23 protein-coding genes are annotated in these 20,841 nt (G+C 42.0%); 13 read left to right on the top strand and 10 right to left on the bottom strand.

The features are described 5' to 3' along the window. Nucleotides 1-190 precede the first annotated feature (190 nt). The 3 genes from AS141_RS02780 (at nt 191) to AS141_RS02770 (ending at nt 3,182) form a co-directional block, all read left to right on the top strand. Complete coding sequence (locus AS141_RS02780) at nt 191-1,957, top strand: DEAD/DEAH box helicase (RefSeq protein ID WP_057936084.1); 1,767 nt, start codon at nt 191-193, stop codon at nt 1,955-1,957. A gap of 78 nt (nt 1,958-2,035) precedes the next feature. Then, nucleotides 2,036-2,740, top strand: a complete 705-nt coding sequence (locus AS141_RS02775; protein WP_057936083.1) for a 16S rRNA (uracil(1498)-N(3))-methyltransferase — start codon at nt 2,036-2,038, stop codon at nt 2,738-2,740. An 88-nt stretch (nt 2,741-2,828) separates the two neighbouring features. Then, nucleotides 2,829-3,182 carry a MerR family transcriptional regulator gene (locus AS141_RS02770; protein WP_057936082.1) on the top strand — a complete coding sequence of 118 codons (354 nt, stop codon included), beginning with the start codon at nt 2,829-2,831 and terminating at the stop codon, nt 3,180-3,182. A gap of 138 nt (nt 3,183-3,320) precedes the next feature. Here AS141_RS02770 and AS141_RS02765 read toward each other — a convergent pair whose 3' ends face one another. Both AS141_RS02765 and AS141_RS02755 read right to left on the bottom strand, forming a co-directional pair. Further along, nucleotides 3,321-4,172, bottom strand: a complete 852-nt coding sequence (locus tag AS141_RS02765) for a hydroxymethylglutaryl-CoA lyase (RefSeq protein ID WP_057936081.1) — start codon at nt 4,170-4,172, stop codon at nt 3,321-3,323. A 293-nt stretch (nt 4,173-4,465) separates the two neighbouring features. Next, on the bottom strand, nt 4,466-5,800 hold the full coding sequence (locus tag AS141_RS02755) for a serine hydrolase domain-containing protein (RefSeq protein WP_082632144.1): 1,335 nt from the start codon (nt 5,798-5,800) through the stop codon (nt 4,466-4,468). A gap of 443 nt (nt 5,801-6,243) precedes the next feature. On the opposite strand from AS141_RS02755, the gene AS141_RS02750 reads away from it, so the two are divergent. The 6 genes from AS141_RS02750 to AS141_RS02725 all read left to right on the top strand — a co-directional run bounded on the left by AS141_RS02750 (nt 6,244) and on the right by AS141_RS02725 (nt 11,444). Beyond that, nucleotides 6,244-7,107, top strand: coding sequence for a helix-turn-helix domain-containing protein (locus tag AS141_RS02750; protein WP_057936078.1), 864 nt, complete (start codon nt 6,244-6,246; stop codon nt 7,105-7,107). A gap of 85 nt (nt 7,108-7,192) precedes the next feature. Beyond that, nucleotides 7,193-8,053, top strand: a complete 861-nt coding sequence (locus tag AS141_RS02745) for an NAD-dependent epimerase/dehydratase family protein (RefSeq protein WP_082632143.1) — start codon at nt 7,193-7,195, stop codon at nt 8,051-8,053. Nucleotides 8,054-8,380: 327 nt separating this feature from the next. Further along, entirely contained in the window at nt 8,381-9,202 is an 822-nt protein-coding gene (locus AS141_RS02740) for a helix-turn-helix domain-containing protein (RefSeq protein WP_232424800.1), read from the top strand. Nucleotides 9,203-9,281: 79 nt separating this feature from the next. Then, nucleotides 9,282-10,283, top strand: coding sequence for an aldo/keto reductase (locus AS141_RS02735; protein WP_057936076.1), 1,002 nt, complete (start codon nt 9,282-9,284; stop codon nt 10,281-10,283). 264 nt (nt 10,284-10,547) lie between these two features. Then, nucleotides 10,548-10,736, top strand: a complete 189-nt coding sequence (locus tag AS141_RS02730; protein ID WP_057936075.1) for a hypothetical protein — start codon at nt 10,548-10,550, stop codon at nt 10,734-10,736. Nucleotides 10,737-10,880: 144 nt separating this feature from the next. Further along, nucleotides 10,881-11,444 (top strand): class I SAM-dependent methyltransferase, encoded by a 564-nt coding sequence (locus tag AS141_RS02725; RefSeq protein ID WP_057936074.1) that lies wholly within the window; start codon nt 10,881-10,883, stop codon nt 11,442-11,444. A 164-nt stretch (nt 11,445-11,608) separates the two neighbouring features. Here the strand turns inward: AS141_RS02725 and AS141_RS02720 are convergent, their stop codons facing one another. The 3 genes from AS141_RS02720 to AS141_RS02715 all read right to left on the bottom strand — a co-directional run bounded on the left by AS141_RS02720 (nt 11,609) and on the right by AS141_RS02715 (nt 13,490). Further along, complete coding sequence (locus tag AS141_RS02720; protein ID WP_057936073.1) at nt 11,609-12,298, bottom strand: DUF1295 domain-containing protein; 690 nt, start codon at nt 12,296-12,298, stop codon at nt 11,609-11,611. A gap of 336 nt (nt 12,299-12,634) precedes the next feature. After that, a complete protein-coding gene (locus tag AS141_RS26480; RefSeq protein WP_157243369.1) occupies nt 12,635-12,784 on the bottom strand; it encodes a hypothetical protein in 150 nt (49 codons plus the stop codon). Nucleotides 12,785-12,902: 118 nt separating this feature from the next. Beyond that, complete coding sequence (locus AS141_RS02715; protein ID WP_198293478.1) at nt 12,903-13,490, bottom strand: Crp/Fnr family transcriptional regulator; 588 nt, start codon at nt 13,488-13,490, stop codon at nt 12,903-12,905. A 701-nt stretch (nt 13,491-14,191) separates the two neighbouring features. Here AS141_RS02715 and AS141_RS02710 point away from each other — a divergent pair. After that, the gene (locus AS141_RS02710) at nt 14,192-14,905 is read left to right on the top strand and encodes a VC0807 family protein (RefSeq protein ID WP_057936071.1); all 714 of its coding nucleotides are present in this window, start codon (nt 14,192-14,194) and stop codon (nt 14,903-14,905) included. A gap of 197 nt (nt 14,906-15,102) precedes the next feature. Here AS141_RS02710 and AS141_RS02705 read toward each other — a convergent pair whose 3' ends face one another. The 5 genes from AS141_RS02705 to AS141_RS02685 form a co-directional block, all read right to left on the bottom strand. Next, nucleotides 15,103-15,762 carry a hypothetical protein gene (locus tag AS141_RS02705; protein WP_057936070.1) on the bottom strand — a complete coding sequence of 220 codons (660 nt, stop codon included), beginning with the start codon at nt 15,760-15,762 and terminating at the stop codon, nt 15,103-15,105. A gap of 343 nt (nt 15,763-16,105) precedes the next feature. Next, nucleotides 16,106-16,507 carry a DUF1801 domain-containing protein gene (locus AS141_RS02700; protein ID WP_057936069.1) on the bottom strand — a complete coding sequence of 134 codons (402 nt, stop codon included), beginning with the start codon at nt 16,505-16,507 and terminating at the stop codon, nt 16,106-16,108. Between the two features lie 93 nt (nt 16,508-16,600). Next, on the bottom strand, nt 16,601-17,104 hold the full coding sequence (locus tag AS141_RS02695) for an SRPBCC family protein (RefSeq protein ID WP_057936068.1): 504 nt from the start codon (nt 17,102-17,104) through the stop codon (nt 16,601-16,603). Between the two features lies 1 nt (nt 17,105). Beyond that, nucleotides 17,106-17,624 (bottom strand): SRPBCC family protein, encoded by a 519-nt coding sequence (locus AS141_RS02690; protein WP_057936067.1) that lies wholly within the window; start codon nt 17,622-17,624, stop codon nt 17,106-17,108. A gap of 96 nt (nt 17,625-17,720) precedes the next feature. Then, a complete protein-coding gene (locus AS141_RS02685; protein ID WP_057936066.1) occupies nt 17,721-18,032 on the bottom strand; it encodes an ArsR/SmtB family transcription factor in 312 nt (103 codons plus the stop codon). Nucleotides 18,033-18,369: 337 nt separating this feature from the next. On the opposite strand from AS141_RS02685, the gene AS141_RS02680 reads away from it, so the two are divergent. The 3 genes from AS141_RS02680 to AS141_RS25880 all read left to right on the top strand — a co-directional run bounded on the left by AS141_RS02680 (nt 18,370) and on the right by AS141_RS25880 (nt 20,837). Continuing rightward, a complete protein-coding gene (locus tag AS141_RS02680) occupies nt 18,370-19,158 on the top strand; it encodes a phytanoyl-CoA dioxygenase family protein (RefSeq protein ID WP_057936212.1) in 789 nt (262 codons plus the stop codon). A gap of 165 nt (nt 19,159-19,323) precedes the next feature. Beyond that, nucleotides 19,324-20,547, top strand: coding sequence for a hypothetical protein (locus AS141_RS02675; RefSeq protein WP_057936065.1), 1,224 nt, complete (start codon nt 19,324-19,326; stop codon nt 20,545-20,547). A 59-nt stretch (nt 20,548-20,606) separates the two neighbouring features. After that, nucleotides 20,607-20,837, top strand: a complete 231-nt coding sequence (locus tag AS141_RS25880; RefSeq protein ID WP_082632141.1) for a four helix bundle protein — start codon at nt 20,607-20,609, stop codon at nt 20,835-20,837. The last annotated feature ends 4 nt before the right edge of the window (nt 20,838-20,841 follow it).

The raw sequence follows: 20,841 nt of genomic DNA, 5'->3' as shown, positions 1-20,841 counted from the left end.
TTTCGCATAATTAGACGCTTTTTTGAAGATTATTCTAAAAACTTTTGAATACAATTTGGTATTCAAAAATATTAATCTTACTTTTGTGCCGTCAATAAGACATAGAACAATTTTTCGTGCCGTGAATTCCTTACTGTCGCTTGTCGGGATATTTACTAGGACCGAATGGCAGGGAAATTAAGGAAACATCATGGATCAAACACTCAAGTTCTCAGACTTGGGGATTTCTGCGGAAATTCTTAAGTCAGTGGAAGAGATGGGCTATACCCAACCTTCCCCAATTCAATCACAATCAATCCCTTTTATCCTACAAGGAAGAGATGTCATCGGACAGGCTCAGACCGGTACAGGTAAAACAGCAGCTTTTGCTATTCCCATCATCGATTTGGTCGATGCTGATTTCAATAAGCCACAGGCAATCATTCTTTGCCCTACCCGCGAACTTGCAGTTCAGGTAGAAGGAGAAATCCAGAAACTTGCCAAATACCACAGACAGATCAATTCTGTAGCCATATATGGTGGAGAGTCTATCGATCGTCAGATCAGGGTTCTTCGCAAAGGCGTTCAGATCGTAGTAGGTACTCCGGGCCGTGTGCAAGATCACATCAACCGTGGCACATTGAAGCTTGACTCAGTAGGCATTCTGGTTTTGGATGAGGCTGATGAGATGCTGGACATGGGCTTCAGAGATGATATCGAGGCTATCCTACAGGAGATGCCAGAAGAAAGACAAACCGTATTCTTCTCTGCTACAATGGCCAAGCCTATAATGGATTTGACCAGAAAATACCAGACAAATCCTGAGATTGTAAAAATCGACAAGAAGGAATTGACTGTATCAAACATCGAACAAACGTATTACGAAGTCAAAAATCCATTGAAAATGGAATTGATGGCCCGTCTGATGAATGTTCATAACATCAACCTAAGTGTGGTATTCTGTAATACTAAGCGAATGGTGGATGAAGTAACTGAAGGCTTGATCGCTAGAGGAATCGCTGCAGACGCACTTCATGGTGACCTTTCTCAGGCCCAGCGTGACAAAGTAATGGGTAAATTCCGTAAGGGACATTGCAAAGTTTTGGTTGCTACTGACGTGGCAGCAAGAGGAATAGACGTAGACAATGTTGAGGCCGTATTCAATTACGACCTTCCGTTGGACGAAGAATATTACGTACACAGAATCGGTCGTACCGGCCGTGCAGGTAGAAACGGTAAAGCGATCAACTTCGTGACCGGCAGAAGAGACAGCTTCAAGATGAGGGATTTGGAAAGATATACCAAAGCTACCATCACCAAGATGTCCCCTCCTACTGCGGCTGAATTGATCGAATTGAAGAAAGCTCAATTCATACAAAAAGTAACAGAACAAGTTCAGAAAGAAGAGGACAACCAACTTTTCGAAGCAACTATAGGACAGATGCTTGCAGAGGGTCTCACACTTGATCAAGTGGCTGTAGGTCTTATCAAAATCGTAATGGGCGACTCAGTGAAAGAAATGAGCGAGCAGAACTTTAGCATAGACACCTACGGTGGCGACAGAAGAAGAGAAGGTGGACGTGACGGCGGAAGAGGCGAACGTGGCGGCAGATTTGAAAGAGGAGAGCGCGGCGACAGAGGCGGAAGAAATGAAAGAGGCGGAGAGAGAAGAAGAGAATTCGGATCCCGTGACGGTGGCTCAAGAGATGGAGGTAAAAGACCGGAAAGAGCCCGTGAAGCAAACATGACCCGTCTATTCCTGAATCTTGGTAAAAAAGACAGAATCCGTCCAAATGATATCGTAGGTGCGATTGCAGGTGAAACCGGCGTACCGGGACGTAGCATCGGAGGAATCGATATATATGATAACTTCTCCTTCGTGGATGTTCCTTCCAAAGATGCTGATCAGGTGATCAATGGCATGAAGAACAACACCATCAAGGGCAAAAGTGTCAGTATGGAAGTTTCCAAAGGATAATAGAAATTATAAGGTTTATATGGTTAAAGCACATTTCCTCGGGAAATGTGCTTTTTTTGTGTCTTTATTAATTTGTCTATGCAGCTCTTTTTTCAGGAAAACATAACCCCTCCCCTAATCACACTTGAATCGGATGAATCCAGGCATCTCTGCAGGGTGCTTCGCAAAAAACAAGGAGATCATGTCTTCGTAACAAACGGAGAAGGAACTCTTTTCGAGTGTGTGATCCTTGAGGCGGACCCTAAAAAATCAAGCCTGAAAGTAATCCAAACCACAGAAGTGCCTGAGGAAGGCTTTCACATTCATCTGGCGCTAGCTCCTACAAAGAGCCCTGATAGAATGGAATGGATGGCAGAGAAAATCACAGAGATTGGTTTTCATGAACTCACACTCCTGGAAACCATGAATTCGGAAAGAAGTTACCTTAAAACTGAACGGTTGGAGAAAAAGATAATCTCTGCCTGCAAGCAAAGTCTGAAATTCCACATCCCAAAACTTCATCCTGTCACCAAACTAGATGAAATTCTGGATTCCGGGGAATTTGAGGGATATCAGAAATTCATTGCCTACGTGGATGAACATCATGACCATCATCTGTTTGACCTTGCTGAAGCAAATTCCAACTATTTGGTATTAATTGGTCCAGAAGGTGATTTTGATCCTATAGAAATCCAGAAAGCTCTTGATTTAGGATTCAAGCCCGTATCTTTAGGCAAAGCAAGACTGCGTACAGAAACAGCAGGACTTGTAGCAGTTCAGCTGCTTCAAACACTAAATCGATAAAATAATCGTTTTTTTCGAAATGAGTTAAAGTTCTTGTTGAAGAAACTATTGCATTTTCATTAATTTAGAGTCAAAGACAATTTTTACCGTGCCGTACAAAGAACGAGAAATAGAAAAAAAATATCATTCCATTGGGGAAGTAGCGCAAATGTTTAAGGTTGCGCCATCGCTCATCAGATACTGGGAAGGTGAGTTTGATATTATCCGTCCCAAGAAGGACAGAAAAGGCAACCGCCGCTACACCAAGATTGATATCCAGAAGATCAAATACATCTACCACCTGGTAAAGGAAAAGGGATATACCCTTCAGGGAGCGCAGGAAGTAATAAAATCCGGGAAAGAGCAGGGATTTGATAAGGTTCAGGCGGTACAAAAGCTCCAGGAAATCAAAGATTTTTTAATAAATATCCGGGACGAATTCAATGCTAAATCAGGCTCATAAAGCCTACGGTATCTTCTGGCATTGGCTCTCTCTGGTATTTAAAGTCGGTCGAACAGGGATTTTTAAGACTGGTTTAACAGGGACTAACGCCCTTCCCGAAAGAATCGGGTCAGGCCCAGGAGTTATACCAGCTAAAAACTAGGGATTAAAAACAAAACCCGCCAATTTCATAGCTTCAGCAAATTCCAGCTTATTGATTCCCAGATCAAATCCTGCGGATTCCAGCGTCTCAATCACCACTTCTGTTGCCATATTTCCTACCAGTTCATCGTCTGCCATCGGGCAGCCTCCAAATCCTTTAAGCGCTCCGTCAAACCGTCTGCAACCTGCCTTTGCCCCAGCTCTTATTTTTGTGGCAATATCCGCTGGTCTGCTATGAAGATGCGCCCCGAACTCTATATGGGGAAAAGCAGAGATCTGTAAACCCAGCAAACTTCCTATCAACCCGGCGTCTGCGATACCAATAGTATCTGATAACGAAATTATTTTCACGCCCAGGCCATCCAGCTTTTCTACCAATCCCGCCACCAGTTCCGGAGAATAAGGATCCCCATAGGGATTGCCAAAGCCCATGCTTAGGTAGGTCACCAAGACTTTACCTTTTACTTCACAGAGATTCTGTATCTCCTCCACCGTGTTCAATGCTTGTCTGATGCTTGCATTGGTATTCCGCTTCTGGAAAGTCTCCGAAACTGAAAGCGGAAAACCCAAGTAATCTATTTCAGGAAATTGACAGGCATCCTCCGCTCCGCGGAGGTTGGCCACAATTGCCAATAATTTAGATTTCGAACCATGTAAATCCAGCAAGCCCAATACTTCCTCGGTATCACGCATCTGGGGAATGGCTTTTGGGCTCACAAAACTTCCAAAATCAACGGTATCAAACCCCACTTCCAACAATTGATTGATATACGCGGCTTTTATAGCGGTATCTATAAATCCGGGGATTCCCTGCATAGCATCCCGTGGGCATTCTATCAGTTTAAGCATGCTCCAAGTTACCAAAGATCATTTATTCTTTAACCCATCTTGCCAGAGATATCAGCCATGTCAGCAAAAAAACAACCTGCCCTAGCAAGCTGGCTCTTACTTCTTAATCAACTCAATAATTTGTTCGATAGTAAACTTTGGTCTGCGCATTTATTTAATGAAGCACAACGGTATGGCTTTAAGCAGACGGGGTTTAGAATCACCTTCCTGCCAACCTACCTGATAGCTTTTTTAACTACTATAGTTTTATTTTTCATTGTCGGCCCGATCGCTTATCAGATGTTGTGTTTTGTTCATTTCTTCTTTAAGGCATAAACATTATCAGTTTCCTTAATTAACAAAATTCCTTTTTCAGGCAGAAATTCAAAAAAGTATCCAAATTGCTCATTAGCAAAGTAATTCTCGCTTATCCTGGTTGTTTCAAAGGGAGTTCCCTGAGTTTCTACAATCAGCCTTCCATTTTCAATTTCACATGTTACTTCAATCGGCATAATGCTGGAAGCATAGTTTCCAGTGAACTCATTCAGCGACTCTTGACTTGATCTAATGCCTCTAAAATTAGGGAGCTCGTAATACTGATCGTTAGAAATTTGGTAGACCGCCTTAATGATGTCATCTCTTGGATATCCGATTCCATTCGTACAATAGGCTATTGATAACTTACTGTTCGGAAAATAAATTAGTGTGGTATAGTATTCATTTATTCTTCCTTCGTGACCGTAAGCAAAGTCAGATTCAAATTGAAACTTAAAAATCCCCAATCCATAATCTTGATTAGTGGAAATCATTTTCCTTACACTACCTTCTTCCATCAATTTGAAGGCAAATAGAGCGTCTATAAATTTCAATAAATCTGAAGGAGTTGACACAATTACCCCTGCCCCTAAATAATTCTCAGCGATATCTTCTCTCTGTAAATTCCAACTTCCATTGGCATATTTGTAAGATCTACTTTTTCGGGAAACTGTATCAGCAGAAGCCTCATAATAGGTTTTTGTCAGATCTACTTGCGAAAGAATTCTGTTGTTTAGAAGCTTTTGATAGGTCTTGCCGGAAACTTTCTCCAGAATTAAACTGAGCAATAAGAAATTAGAGTTGGAATATTCATGCCGGCTACCAGGCTCAAAATTAGGTTTAGTTTTTGCAATTACATCTAGTAATTCCTTCTTGGCTTTCGCTTCATATTTCCATTTTTGAAAATCGGGTTCATCTGAATAATTACTTAATCCACTGGAATGATTTAATAGATTCTTTACACTTATGAGTTTTGCATTCGGGACTTCAGGAAAATATATGTTCACACGGTCATCAAGGTTCAATTTCCCTTCTTCTATTAACTGAAAGACAAGAACGGAGGTAAACATTTTGGTTACTGATCCAATTCGATAAAATGTTTCTGTGGAAGATTGAATACTATCTTCCACTTGAGCATATCCAAAGCTATTTTGATATGAAATTTGATCGTTTACGGAAATTGCAAGACTGCCCATTCCCAGATTATGTTTTTCAAGTTCCGTGAATAAGCTGTCCAGCTTTATTATGTCAACCTTCACCGTTCTGTTAGGTGGGCTACAAGAAGTGCTACAGACTATGCTCAATAGAAAGAACAAAATTGTAATTGGATTCATAGGCTATGATTTCGGAGATAACACACAACACTAGCGGTTACAGCATTCCCCTACCCTATTTCGTCTATATTACCAATGTCCACAGGCTTCGGGACTACTGCTGACAGCAAATTAAGGATTTCGTCAATACCCTCAAGCGGACTCCGGGTGTTTTTGTTGGAAATGGGGATTTAGGCGCTAGCATAAAATCAAAATGGGAACAGGCCAGTTGCTTACCCTGCTGGGTTTTCACGGATTGCAGGTGAAAGGAAGGATAATTATGGATATATACTCAATGGGCAAGGGACGTTATGGCAGCAAATGTATACCCAGGGAACTACGATCGACGAAATATCGGCCTCACGTCCGCCAATTGCAATGTTAAGAAGCAGCAATGAAATCAGGCACTAGTTTATGTGCGAAAGTGGAAAGTGGTAGAAGATTGATTTTATTAACTTTGTCCCATGGTAAACCAAGAGAACACGGAAATACCCGGACTGAACCTGGCCGACCTAAGACTAAAAGGTTTTAAGGTTCACGCCATTCCTGCATCAACAGAGGTTCCGGTCAGAGCTGGACGACGTGACTTTTATAAAATGGGCTTGGTCAACGGGGACATGACCATCAATTATGGTGGCCAACTGCTGGACATCAAGGGAACGGTTCTTTTTTTCGTCAACCCGCGGGTAACGCATTCTCTTGTCCGCCGCATCAACCGCACCGGTGGCTATGCCTGTATCTTTACCGAAACCTTCCTCAGCGGCCGCGAACTACAGGATTCGCCGCTTTTCCGGACGGGCGATAGCCCGGTCGTACCCCTGAATGCTGAACAAGCCAGCTTTATGACCGGCCTGTTTGAGAAAATGCTGGCTGTTTACCAAGGCGACTATCAACATAAAGGCGATCTGATCAAAAACTGCATAGCGCTCATCACCCACGAAGCCCTGCGAATACAACCCCCGAAGCAGACCCTGACCTTCAGGAATGGCGCAAGCCGAATTACACATCTGTTTATAGATCTGCTCGAAAGGCAGTTCCCCATTGAGCGCACCGACGAACCGCTCCGCCTACGCAGCCCGCAGGACTATGCCAGCCACCTTACTGTACACGTGAATTACTTGAACCGATCTGTCAAAGAAACAACCGGAAAGTCCACTTCTGCGCATATAGCAGGCCGGATCATCGCCGAAGCGAAAGCGCTACTGCAACATAGTGACTGGAGCGTGGCCGAAATCGCCTATGCCCTTGGTTTTAAGTATCCCGCTTATTTTAACAACTATTTCAAGCGTCTGACCGGCAGCACGCCCAACACCTTCCGAAAGGTTTGAAAATCATAATTATTGGTTTGATGCTGATTCGTTTTCCCCTGCATTTTCGGCGCAACTTTGCCCTGTAACATTAAATCATTCAACTATGAAAATTTTAGTAACAGGAGCAACAGGAAAAGTAGGTAGCCGCTTAGTGCCGCGCCTGTTAGCCAAAGGCTTTGAGGTATCAATATTGGTAAGGGACAAGACAAAGGCGAGCCAACTGATTGAACTCGGCGCAAGAGCCGTTACCGGCGATCTGTATGAGCCGGCCACCTTGCCACCGGCTGCAGCCGGTATGGATGCCGTGATCCACCTTGCCGCACTGTTCCGTACCTTTACCGATAACGAAGGCATTGTCAAAACCAACCGCGAAGGAAGTATAGCACTGGCGAAGGCAGCACAGGAAGCAGGTGTTAAACGCTTTGTTTTTACCAGCACCTCCAATGTATACGGCTCAGGCTACCACCGCCCTGCACGGGAAGATGAACAAGTAGATATCAATGATCCCCGTGCCTACGCATCCAGCAAGATTGCCGCAGAAAGGGAATTGATAACCATGCAGCAAAACCAGGGGTTCGATGTCCGTATCTTGCGCCTTGGCTTCGTTTATGGCGACAAAGACCCGCACATAGCCGAAATCATTCCATACGTTAAAAACCTGAATATGCACTCAGGCTCGCGCATGCACATGGTACATCACCTTGATGTCGCCCAGGCACTGATTCTGCTGCTCACCAGCGAAGGACTGGACGGAGAGATCTTTAACGTGGCCGACGACGCCCCGATCACTTTGTATGAACTTGCTGATTCTGTCGGAAAGGCAGCAGAAACTTTTGACGAAAAAGAAGGACCGCTCAACGATCCGTTTCAAGGCGTGCAGGATATTTCCAAACTGCGCAGCAGAACTGGCTTCCGGCCCTTGGTACCCAGCTACTATGTAGCCCGAGATCTTGACATTTTATAGCTATATCATAGGTGGCTTAACCTACATGAGCGTTGAGCCGCTGGCTAGCATAAATGACAAATGCGTGGATTTAACGAAATAATAACCCCTCTACCTAACCTGTTGTCACACATTAGGACATCAGGTTAGGATAATGTCGATGAGCTCACGCTTCTTGATAATCTAGCATCCTATCCAGAAATTATTATGACAAGCCAGTTTTGTTAACGATAAAAATTTGTTTGAATTTTATAAATTTATTGAATGAAACAAGCAGAGAGTGTTAGCGATTTTTATAGTAGGCTCCCAAGCCATGCGCCGAAAGATGTTCCGCTTGACAATGCGGGCATGGGACACATCAACGTGTTCAGCAGGGAGACCTGTGCAGTGGTCAGTCCGTACAGCAGACGGGATTTTTACAAGGTTTCCCTGATCATTGGCGAGGGCAAGATCTATTATGCCGACAAATGGATAAAGATTGACCGACCGGCACTACTCTTCTCCAATCCTATAGTACCCTATTCCTGGGAAGCAGCATCCGGGCATCAATCAGGCTGGTACTGCCTGTTTACCGAAGATTTCATCCAACATAGCGAGCGGGTTACCAACCTTCGTGATTCACCCTTGTTCAGGATCGGCTGTAACCCGATCTTCTTTCCCAATGAAGCACAATTGGGCGAACTATCGGCTATATTTCAAAAAATGCAGGCAGAGATGTGTTCTGCATACCCGCATAAGTATGATGTTCTACGCAGCTATCTGCACCTGCTCATCCATGAGGCCATGAAGAACAATCCGGCCTCAAATTTTCATTCCTATGCCAACGCCTCTTCCAGGGTTTGCGCACTGTTTCTTGAATTGCTGGAAAGGCAGTTCCCTATTGATTCCCCTGCTTTGACACTAAAGCTGAAAAATCCTGCCGATTACGCCACCGCGCTATCCGTACATATCAATCACCTTAACCGCTCGGTAAAAGAGGTGACCGGCAAGACTACAACCGCCCATATTGCAGCCCGCATCATCAAAGAGGCCAAAGCTTTATTGCAGCATACCGACTGGAATATTTCCGATATTGCCTATAGCCTCGGATTTGAATACCCATCCTATTTCACGCTGTTCTTTAAAAAGCACACCGGGTTAGCGCCTACCCTGTTACGCTCGGCAGTGTGAATAGTATAACAATCTGTTTGAATAGTATAAATCAGGTTTTGTGTCCAAGATCTACATTTGAGGAATAAATCCTACAACAATGAAATATAGAAAACTTGGAACAACCGGCGAGCAGCTATCTGCGCTTGGCTTGGGGTGCATGGGCATGAGCTTCGCTTATGGCCCCACAGACGACAAAGAAAGTTTAGCTACACTGGAAAAAGCCCTTGATCTTGGTATCAACTTTTGGGACACCGCCGATATGTATGGCAACGGTGCCAATGAAGAACTCCTTTCCAAGGTATTGGTACCAAACCGCAACAAATTGTTTATAGCAACCAAATTCGGATTCCGTTTTAAGGACGGCGTTGCCGGGCCAAGCAGTGCTGTGGGCACTTATTTTGACGGTTCTCCGACTTGGATAAAAGTTGCCGTTGAACAGAGCCTAAAACGGTTGAAAATTGATACCATCGATCTTTACTATGCCCACAGGGTTGACCCAAACATTCCAATCGAGGAAACTGTTGGCGCAATGTCCGATTTGGTAAAAGAAGGTAAAGTGCGCTATCTCGGGCTAAGCGAGGCTTCAGTGGCATCCATCAGAAAAGCACATGCCGTACACCCGATTGCCGCCCTACAAAGTGAATACTCACTACTGACAAGGGATGTGGAGAACGGGATATTGCAGACTACCCGTGAACTTGGCATCTCATTGGTGCCTTATTCTCCTTTGGCAAGAGGATTGGTCACCAATACGCTCAACGTAAATATCCTTGCTGAGGACGATTTCAGGAGAACTTTACCACGCTATCAGCAGGAAAACATAACCAACAACAATAAGCTGATAGTGGAGTTTGCAGCATTGGCAGGCACCAAGGGTTGTACACCTGCACAGCTTGCGCTGGCCTGGGTTTTGGCACAAGGCGATGATATCATACCGATTCCAGGGACAAAAAAAAGAAAATACCTGCAAGAGAATGTTGGTGCGGTTGAAGTCAACCTAACAAGTACAGATCTTGTAGCAATTAACGATGTGATCAAGCAATATCCCGTAATCGGTGAGCGCTACAGCGAAGGGGCAATGAAGATGGTCAATCACTGATACAAATCACCTGATTTTCAAACTATCAAAAAAGTTCAAAATGGGTATAAGGTGTCCGGCTGTCATCTCTTCCAAGTCCTGCTAACGAGATAAATCACTAAACACAACTTTCGGGGAGTAGGTCTGAATCCTACCGCCCTGACTTGACCGGACAAAATGGAAAAGTCCATTTTTGCCCCGTTTATACAATATCTCAACTTTTTGTTAATCAGGTTAATACACTGGGCAAACCCAGTACTAAGAATCGATTCAACAAATTGAAAAGTGAATTCAGAAAAAGTTATTTCAAACCGGAAGCTGGCAAATACCTTCTATTTTACCACGTTCTCAACCTTGACTGATATTATAGAGAAAAACACCTCTGTAGCTGATTTTAAGGTCTCTTTTATGGAAGGACTGATTTACAAAGGAATAATGGGTATGGGTTGGATTGGTGAAAAAAAATACGATTGAAACCCCTTATAAACCAATGATTATAAGTATTTTAAAATAAACACTTATCGAGGTTTGAAGCTATGCAAAAAAGTGGGCAAGCAACACGGGGATTATCAAAAGCTTTTACGGATCGCAGTAAATCCCTGTTAAATCAATAATACAATGCATTTAAAAGCTAAAGACAACCTGACTTCTGTTTGGGAGCAACTTAGTGACTTTGTAGTCCCGGGCAGCAAAGTAATTGAATGGGGTTGCGGAAATGGGGCGCTGTTGCAGAGACTTTCCGGAAAAATAAGTTACGGGTTGGGCATTGATAAATCCAAAAAGCTAATTGATTATGCAAGGAAACAAAAAGAAAGTGCGGGTAGTACGAATATAGAATTTATATGCAGGGAACTTGGAGAGCACTATGAAGATGATCAGAGGTATGATTTTGCTATAGCCAGTCTGTTTTTTCATGTGATTCCTGTACCTGAAGCAGTGTATCTTGTAAAGAAACTGGAAGAGCTATCACAGCGCACGATCATCTGTGCGCTGACCCACCCGGAAACATTTAAGCAAAAAATGGTGCTGTGGCTAGACCAGCGGTTTTCAGACCATTATGACAATTTTATAGCTTATAAAAAAGCTGGCTATATGAAAGGGATTTTGGAAAGATGTGGGTATACAGATTTCAGGACTTATGATACTTCAATTCCCTTTGTAAAAATCTATATATTACCTTAGAAATTTTCGCTGTTTAACAAGAGATCAACTAAACTGGCTTTCAAGGAATTTTACCTGAACATATAAATGCATAGTTTCGGAAGATTTGATTTATCAACAGGTGTAGTATCCCGTATAATATTCAGGTTCACTAAGCAGCTTTCAAAACCGGATTTGGCTTGACGTTAATAGATAAAGGGTATTAGCATTTTGGTTTTTCGGGCATATCGCTCATAATCGACGCCATATTTTTCTTTTAAATAGTTGTCAAGTTTTGGAGCATTGTAAAAGGCGAAAAAGCAAAATAAGAAGATAGGAATTGTTACAGACCAACTATTTCCTGTCAGTATAGCATAGGCACTTGCCCAGACCAGATCACCAAAATAGTTTATATGCCGGGAATAGGCAAAAAATCCCCTGGTGTATATTTTCCCCTTATTTTCAGGTCTTTTTTTCCATTGGCCTCTCAGAATTTCTCCGCCTGTGTTAAGGACACACCCCAAAATAAACATTGCAATTGCGAAATAATCGGCGAGGTCAACCGGTTTTGAGACAGGTAATACAAACAATGAAAATCCGATGAAATAAAGGGCAAAAGCCATAGGAACACTCAAACTTTCTTCCCAGGGAATCCTTCTTTTCAACAAAAAAATCATCATATAGGCTAGGCGAAGGAAAATAACGGTATGAAATACAAAAATAATAATCCTTCTGTCCATAGAGGTACCCGCATTACTGATGCCTAAATGTTCTTCAACCCAATTACCTCCATTTTGAAATAAAATCCAGTAGGATAAGCCCAGCAACAGGATTTCAATAAAATGGATGACTATTTTCTGTGGAATGCTTTTGCTTTTTTGTCCGTATAAGTCCATTTAATAAAGTTTGTGCGTGTAAGGGATGGTTGTTATTTTATTTTGAGGGTAGATGCTTGTGTTGCCTCCTAAGGATAGTTGATTGTCTGTTATACTTTCTGCCTTCCTCAAAATCCTAAGGAGCAGTTTCAGTTGGAGTATATTATCTATCCTTTTCAAAAATCGCAGCAGCAAGTTCAGACCTTTCAATGCTTAAATGACGGTAGTTAGCCATCTCTGAAAATATCCACATCAAAACTTGACTGGGTCTTTCCTGCGTTGTCTTTCAAAAGGATTTTTTCAATAGGATATCCGCGCTTTTTAGGTTCTGATAATAATCCCATCTTTTCAGCTATATCATTGCCAATACCCCATAAAACCGATTAAATACCCACCTTTTCGTAATTCAGGTGATTGCTCAACCAATACAGGCTCATGGCCAAAATGATATAGCCAATAGGCAAGTGATGTGCCTGTAATACAGGTTCCTTGGATTCCTATTTTCATGATCTTATTGCAAGAAATTAAGTCTCAAAAATAGCCAGGATATGAGACCTAAAAATTTACATATGTTAAAATCAGAAGTTTACAACGGCAAATTCACAATACCACTATTACCAAGTACCTATTGCTTCCCGCTTCTTATTCTGCTTAGACTTACAATAGAAATATTAAGATAACTGGCAATATGTTTAAGAGGAACCCGGTTTAAAATACCAGGGTGTCTAATCTGTAGCTGTTCATACCGTTGCGCAGCGGACAAGAAGCGTAAGTCTTCTACCACCTGCTGGGCCAGTATGAAAAGATGGGTTACTAATTTTCGCCCCAAGCGCTCTAATTCGTGATGTTTTGTACATACCTTTTCAAATTCAACGTAATTGAAAGATTGCACTACAGAATCTTCGGTAAGTTCAATGGCCTTAAGTGCAGGTTCTGCTTGAAACAAACTTTCAAGTCCGCCTATAAATTGTCCATCCAACGCAAAATAATCAGTTATATCCGTGCCATCCCGTAAATAATATGCCCGGGCGGACCCTTCAACGATAAAAAAAAAATCTTTGTCATATTCCCCAAACCGGAGCAGGTGTTCTCCTTTCGAATATTTTTCTTCAACAATCAGCTGCTGCAGGTCATTTAAGGATTTTGGGGAAATTTCGGTGAACTGCTGAAAAGTTTCAAAAATGGTCATTGACCTGATCCGATTAGAATTCATCTCCATTAATTTTTCGATCTCCTTATTAACCTTGCGTGAGATCCGTCTTGGTATATACGAACTATGGACACTTTTGATCCATCGTCCTTAATTCAATTGAGAGCAAGGTAAAAGAAAATTTAGCCCAAGTTAAAAATGGGTAGGAAATTATAGGTATTGAAATTCTACTGCGCCATAAATTTGATTGGATAGATACTCCCCAGGAAATCAGCTTTTACTACAGTTTGTGAAACAGCATATGAAATCGAGCATGACGAATACGTCACACACTGGGATGATTATTCACCATGCGAGATTCCATATGGCCCTTAAAAGACAAATTATAATCATATGAAATCGATCCAATTAAAAGCATCATTAAACACAGAGGGCACAGGAAGAAGGAAATAAAAATTGCGTTTTTACCGTTAACAAAGATGGGGCAGACTTGGGTGTATCACATCGATGGTTCCTATATACTACCAGTATTGGATCTGATCTACAAGATAGAAACGGATGCCTAAGGCCGGCAGATTCACATGAGATTAGTAGCTCATAACATCTACAAACCATCAAGGCATAGTGTCCACTATAATGGAAAAACCCGACTCATTACTACGGGCTTGGCACTGTTGTAGCATCTTAATATAAGCTTTAATTCATTAACTAATTTTACTTATTAAGATAAGTACATAAAAGGCAATGATTAAAAACCAAAACCTATGGAAACTAAAAAAGAGGAGAACCCTAGGGTTGATATACATACAAATACTACAAATAACCGAATATGGGGACTTCTTCGAGAGTTGTCCATCCCATTGGCTTTTAGCATCATCTATCCGCTTGCTTTTTTTTATGGACTTCGATTTATCGGGCTCAATGCATTTCACTCACTGCTGATCGGTGCTTTACCGATCCTTGGCTTTCAGGTTTATCGCTTTATAAAAAAGGGTAAAACTGATTTATTGGGATTGTTAATGCTAGGTATCCTGGCAATGAGTGTCACCATGGCTTTTATCACAGGAAGTGCAAGGTTCATGCTGGCCAAAGCAGGGTTTTTCATTGCCTTCATCGGAAGTGTTTTTTTGGTTTCATTGGCATTTAAAAAGCCGTTGGTCTTCACCCTAGCCTCCTATATGTTACAAAGAATCAAAATCTCCAGGGAACATTTGGAATCACTGTGGGCCGGGCAAGCAGGATTTCGTCGGGTATGGAGAGTATCCACCATCATCTGGGGAGGTAGCATGCTTATAAATGCGGGCATCGTTTTGCTGATAGCATACATGCTACCCGTTGATATTGTACCGGTGTTAAACACTGTATTGAATCTGTTTTTCTTTGTTACAATACAAATTGTTACCCAGATATATTATAAAAAACAAGGTGTCTGGAGATTGGTATTCTATCCGGCGGCAACTAAAGAAATCCAGGATTAAACTAAGTGAGACCGCGTTTACCTATAAAACAGGATTTTAAATTTAAACTGGATGAATGCAGTCCTACTTGATTTCTGGGTTACATACCCTTAATACATTTAGATCCAATTGCCTTATCAGACCTAGGCTTATTGAAAAAGCCACAGGTTGATTTTTCCGAGAAAACTAGCGGATATATGGATTTTGTAAATTGTTCATCAAAAATTAAAAGTACCCCATCCAAGATTTAATTTAACATATAAACCATTTGCATAAAATTTATCAAAAGCTTGGAGATGCTGTCCATCAAACTCCCATCCTCCTACCCAGGGCTTCCATTTGTAGCCCAGAGAAAGTCCCAAAACCAGTTGTCCTCCGTCATCCTTATCCAGGGAAATTAAATCGGCATTGATGCCAAAATCTATCAGCATGTAACCCACATGTAAGTTATTATCCATTGTGGGCAGGTTTCCGTCAGGACTGTTTTTCGGTTCAATCCGAAGATTTTGTCCCCCTCCCCCAAAACCAATAGTTGGATAGACTATAACCGGACTCCTGTCAATGAGTGTATAACCTGCCTTCAGCATCCCATAACCACCCGTGTATTTCAATTCATAATGCGTATCAGAGGCCGAAGCACCGAGTTGTAATGAACCACTCCCTCCTAGGTAAAATCGTTTAATAAACGCTCCACCGGTTAATCCGACATCCAGACTCCTCTGGGTTTTGTTAAAGACAGGCATGTCCAGGGCTTTCAAATCTGAGTTGAGTGAAGTAAAATCCATAAAACCTACACCGAAGGCGACACTGCCTCCCGCACCCCGGAATCCGTTTTTATCTACCTGCTGCCCACATGCAATTGAGCTTATCAATACCATCAATATGAACGTTACGCACTTTTTCCCCACCACTTTTCTTGGATTTATACATGGATTTTACCGTGTTCATCTCGCTCTAAGAGATAAATTAGTTATTGTTATACAACGGGTGGGCCTAGAAAATATTTCCTGAAATTGCGTTAACTGCTCCAGCTATTCCCGTTTGTTCTGATACACTATGCTGCTATACGTTGGTGTGAAAATGGTATTTTTCCCACCAACCACTTGAGATACCTTTTTGGATACCTGACAATCCGGGGGAATCGGCCAACAACCCTACTGCCGCATTTGCTAGCCCAAAACAGATGTTCTGCTGTGACAATTACAACTCCTGTTTTTGGTTCTATTTCTTACACAACCTTTTATCCAGTTCAACTGCTTCTTTTATCAGCCCGGTTAAAGCTGGGATATCAATTTCTTCAACCGACTGATAAACCTTGTAGAAGATCTGTTTGTTCGTTCCATGTGTCAGATAGTTGCTTTCATCTTTTAGACGATTTCCATACCAAAAGCCGAACAAGACACCGTTTTTTATACCACTTCGGGGAATGGAAGCGGGAAATATCAGGCAAATAGATTTGTTGCCATAAAAGAACGGAACATTGTAGGACAGTTTCTCCTTTCCATAGCCGTTTAGCGTTTCTATCGTTATCTCACGTAACACGTCAGTTATCAAGGCCTCATCTCTGGGAAGAAACTCCAACAATTCTACCGGAGACCAGAATTTTAGCTGCTCTTTAGCCATCTGTTTGATTATTAACGTACTTCCTGCTTACTTCTATCTTCTTCAATTTTGCAATTACACTGTTCCTTCCAGCTTGGCACTAGGAAAGCTTTTTTACGCTGAAAAGGTCCGTAATAATTTGTCCAATTGCTGGAAATCTATGGTCATACCTTCTTTGAAGCCCATCTCGATTTCTTTCTCAAGATCGTCAAGTGTATCGTAAGTCAGCAGCATATCTACTCGCACTTTATTATCCTTAGGGGTAAAGTTATTCTCCCATAAGTTTTGGGGAAACGCAGGATTTATCGTGCCGCTTTCATCGCAAAACCCACCTTTCATTGTAAAAGAGCTTTCTTTCTTGATAGCCAGAAAGTTGGACTTGCTCCAATGTTTTTCTCCTTCGGGGCTTACCATGGCGTAGAGCCAAAAGCCACCTTCACGGAAATCCATGGTCTTGGTTTCAGCTTTCCACGGCTGCGGGCCCCACCATTGGTCGAGCAGCTCAGCTGTTGTCCATGCTTTCCATACCAGTTCAAGGTCGGCGGCAAATTCGCGTGTGATGTGGATGGTTTTGTTTTCTTTGTTGACTATAAAGTCAAATGCCAATGTAGGATTCATTTTATTTATTATTTATTGTCAGCAATAACTTGTCTAAATTTTTAAGATGAGATGAAAAGCCTTTTCTGTGGCTGTCTGTCGCCATTTTTTCAAACATTTCAGGGCTTCCGTATTTTTCAGTTATCGTTATGCGCGTTTTGCTTCCTATGGCAACCGGGATTTCGCTGAAAACCACGGTGCATTCGGTACGTGCGAAATCCGGGCTGACCCTCCCCTCTTCATCGCTGAATGCCCTTAATTCTGTAATGCTTTTATGAGGTTCAATTTTTTTATAATCATACCGACTCCAATGTTTCTCCCCTTCTGGGCTTACCAATGCGTAATGCCAAAAACCACCTTCTCGGAAATCCAGCGTTTTTGTTTCTGTCCTGTACGGGTTTGGCGCGCACCATTGGTCAAGCAGTCCGGCGGTAGTCCATGCTTTCCAGACCAATTCAGGGTCCGCAGCAAATTCACGCGTGATGTGAATGGTTTTGTTCTCTATGTTGACTTTAAAATCAAATGCTAATGTCGGATTCATTTCATGTGTTTATTGTTGAATTTTTATGGTCCCGTGGAATCTCGCATGCATTATAATCATCCCAGTGTGTGACGCCTGTGTCATGCTCGATTTCATCTATTTTTTAATTGTAGTCAATAAGCTGTCAAGTTGGTTGAAACGGGTTTCCCAAATTTTCCGGAACTGTTCCAGCCATTGATCTATTTCTTTCATTTTGTCTATTTCAAGCTGATAATAAATTTCTCTGCCTTTGGGCTCCTGTTTAACCAGTTCGCACTCTGTCAAAATGCGCAGATGTTTGGAAACTGCCTGCCGGGTTGTGTCGAAGTGTTCGGCAATGGCATTAGGTGTCATTGCATGCAATGCAACGAGTGCAATGATCGCCCTTCTGGTTGGGTCGGCTATGGCTTGAAATATATCTCTTCTCATTTCATTCTGTTTTTAAGAAACCAATCAGTTGCAAATATATATGCAACTTTTCGGTTTCACAATTTATTTTCCTTCTTTTAGGTGGACAAAATGTATATGGGAATTATCCGTATAGCGGGCCGCCCTAAGTTTTGCGGGTTATAGAGATACTTTTTAACTTTGTCTCTATGAGAATGACGGTAATGCTATAATATCCTTTTCAAGCTTAGTTCTTTAAGCAATGCGCTTTTTTTCATACAAAGCGTACTTTTCTACTATTCATTCATTTTATTAATAACCAGCCCATTGGACGACTGAACCTGATTTTGTCTGGGGAATGGTTTATCAAAAAAAAATTATGGCCGATATACTAAGTAAAAAGGAAATAGCGCATTTTATCCATTACGGTTTTGTTCGCCTTGACAATTCATTTTCCAGGGAAACTGCAGATGCTGTTTTAGAGATTCTATGGAATGACCTCCCTTGTGACAGGTCAGACCCTTTAACCTGGGTTGAACCCGTAATCCGTTTGGGAATGTACACAGACGAACCTTTTGTCAATTCAGTAAACACTCCAAAGCTGCTTATTGCTTTTAACCAGTTAATTGGAAAGGACAAATGGATTCCTTGCAGAAATGTAGGAACATTTCCTGTCAGATTTCCATCTAACCAACAGCCTAAGGACACGGGTCAACATGTAGACGCAAGTTTTCCGGGTAATGACCCGAATAATTTTCTGGAGTGGCGTGTCAATATCAAATCAAAAGGACGGGCGTTATTGATGCTGGTTTTGTATTCCGATGTCTGCGAAAATGATGCCCCCACTGTCATTTATGAGGGTTCTCATAGAGATGTTGCCAAGTTGTTGTCTGAAGAAGGGGATTTAGGGCTTTCTTTTATGGAACTTGCGGAGAAGCTAGAAGAGCTCCCAAAAAGAAAAGAAGCATTTGCAACCGGCAAAGCTGGGACAGTGTACCTATGTCATCCTTTCTTGGTCCATTCAGCCCAACCGCATCACGGAAGTACCCCTAAGTTTATGGCACAACCACCTTTGCTGTTGAGAGGGGAATTGTCTATTTCAGATTCTGATGTTGGTTATTCTCCTGTAGAAAGGGCAATTCGTTTAGGAATTGGATTGCTTGAATAGGTATCAGGAATTAGACAGAAGGGTATTTTAAGAGCCAAAGCCCAAGCAAGCAATTCGGTCTTTCGGGATTGGCTCCGAAATTATACTGGTGTCAACAGAGCTGGTGAACTTTCACTTTGCCAGTGCCTCACATCTTCTTTATCTTTAGCAAAAAACCAGATCCCCTTGTTAGGAGCAGTAATTCTTATTTTAGTTCTCTTTGGTGTGAGCCAGCCTATCATAGGCCAGCTCCAAAAAGAGCATAAATGGATCAAAGCCGGCCTGCTCAACCAGTTGTACTGGTATCATATGCTATTCGGATTGATATACTGGGCTTATGCTCAGTTTAACAGATCTGATTCCGTTAATTACTTCAATAGCCATCGCCTTTATAAAAACTGGTTTAACGCATTTGAGCCAGGCACCCTGTTCATAGAGTGGGTGAATTATCCCTTTGTCAAGTGGCTTGGGTTCAACTACGATATGATGATGTTTTTCAGTACCTGGGTAGGGTTCTGGGGATTTGTGTATTTCTATTGCTTTTTTAAGGAGAACCTGCGCTTTAATGCCAAATTCAAGGGTTGGGATGCGATTACAATTTTTATGTTTCTTCCCAATATGCACTTTTGGACGGCTTCGCTTGGAAAGGGAGCCTATATTTTTGCCGGATTAGGCATTCTGACCTATGGCCTTTCCTGGCCTGGGAAAAGAATCCCTTATATAATGCTGGGGGGGTTTATATGTTACATGATACGGCCACATATTCTATTTGCAGTGCTGGTCGGCATGGGAGTCGGTTTTGTATTGGGCAAGGAGAAAGTCCCGGTATATCAAAAATATCTGGTAGCCATCGGTGCGATTGCAATGAGTATCTACGTGTATGAGGATTTATTGACTTTCCTTGGCTATGACCCCAATAATGTACTGGCTAGCTTCGAGGAGGAATCAGGCCTGAATGCCCAAAGATTGCGATCTGCAGGGTCTGGTGTAGATATGACTTCTTATAGTCTTCCTATGAAACTATTCACGTTCTGGTTTAGGCCGCTCTTTCTAGACTCTCCCAATCTGCTGGGAATAGCAATTTCCTTTGAAAATGCACTCTACATTTATATGTTCAGTAAGATTCTAAATAAGGATTTTATCAAATACATCAAGGAAGCTCCTGCCATGGTGAAGATGTCTGCAGTGGTATTTATTTCCATTTCCATATCTATGACTTTTGTGATGTCAAACCTGGGGATTATCATCCGGCAAAAATCGCAGATCATGTATTATATGCTCTTTGTGATCGCTGCATTTTTGGATTGGCAAAAGACCAACAAAATCAAAAAACGAGCTGAGATTTATAATCGGATTGTGGAGGAGGAAAGGAAAAGGATTGAAGAAAGTGAGCAGGTGGTTGGGGAATAGGAATTGGGAATTTTAACTATTTAGCAGTAAAATGGGATGGATACTTTTGAGAATTTGAAATGCCGATTAACCGCCCTTTTTTAAAAAACAGAATCCAAAATGGGGTTTTACCACTATTGCTTAACCATGGAAAATTTGAATTATCCTCTCAAATACTCAGGTCTACCCGTTCAGTTACAACTAACATTGCTGAAGGATGGGGAAGATTTCACTTCCTTGTTAGCAGTCAGGCTAGAAGTACATCACAGTCAACTATGCAGAATACCATTAAAAGAGAAAAGCAACTATAACAAA

The organism is Algoriphagus resistens (genome assembly GCF_001442615.1).
Lineage (GTDB): Bacteria > Bacteroidota > Bacteroidia > Cytophagales > Cyclobacteriaceae > Algoriphagus > Algoriphagus resistens.
This window is presented reverse-complemented; position numbering and strand designations above follow the sequence as displayed.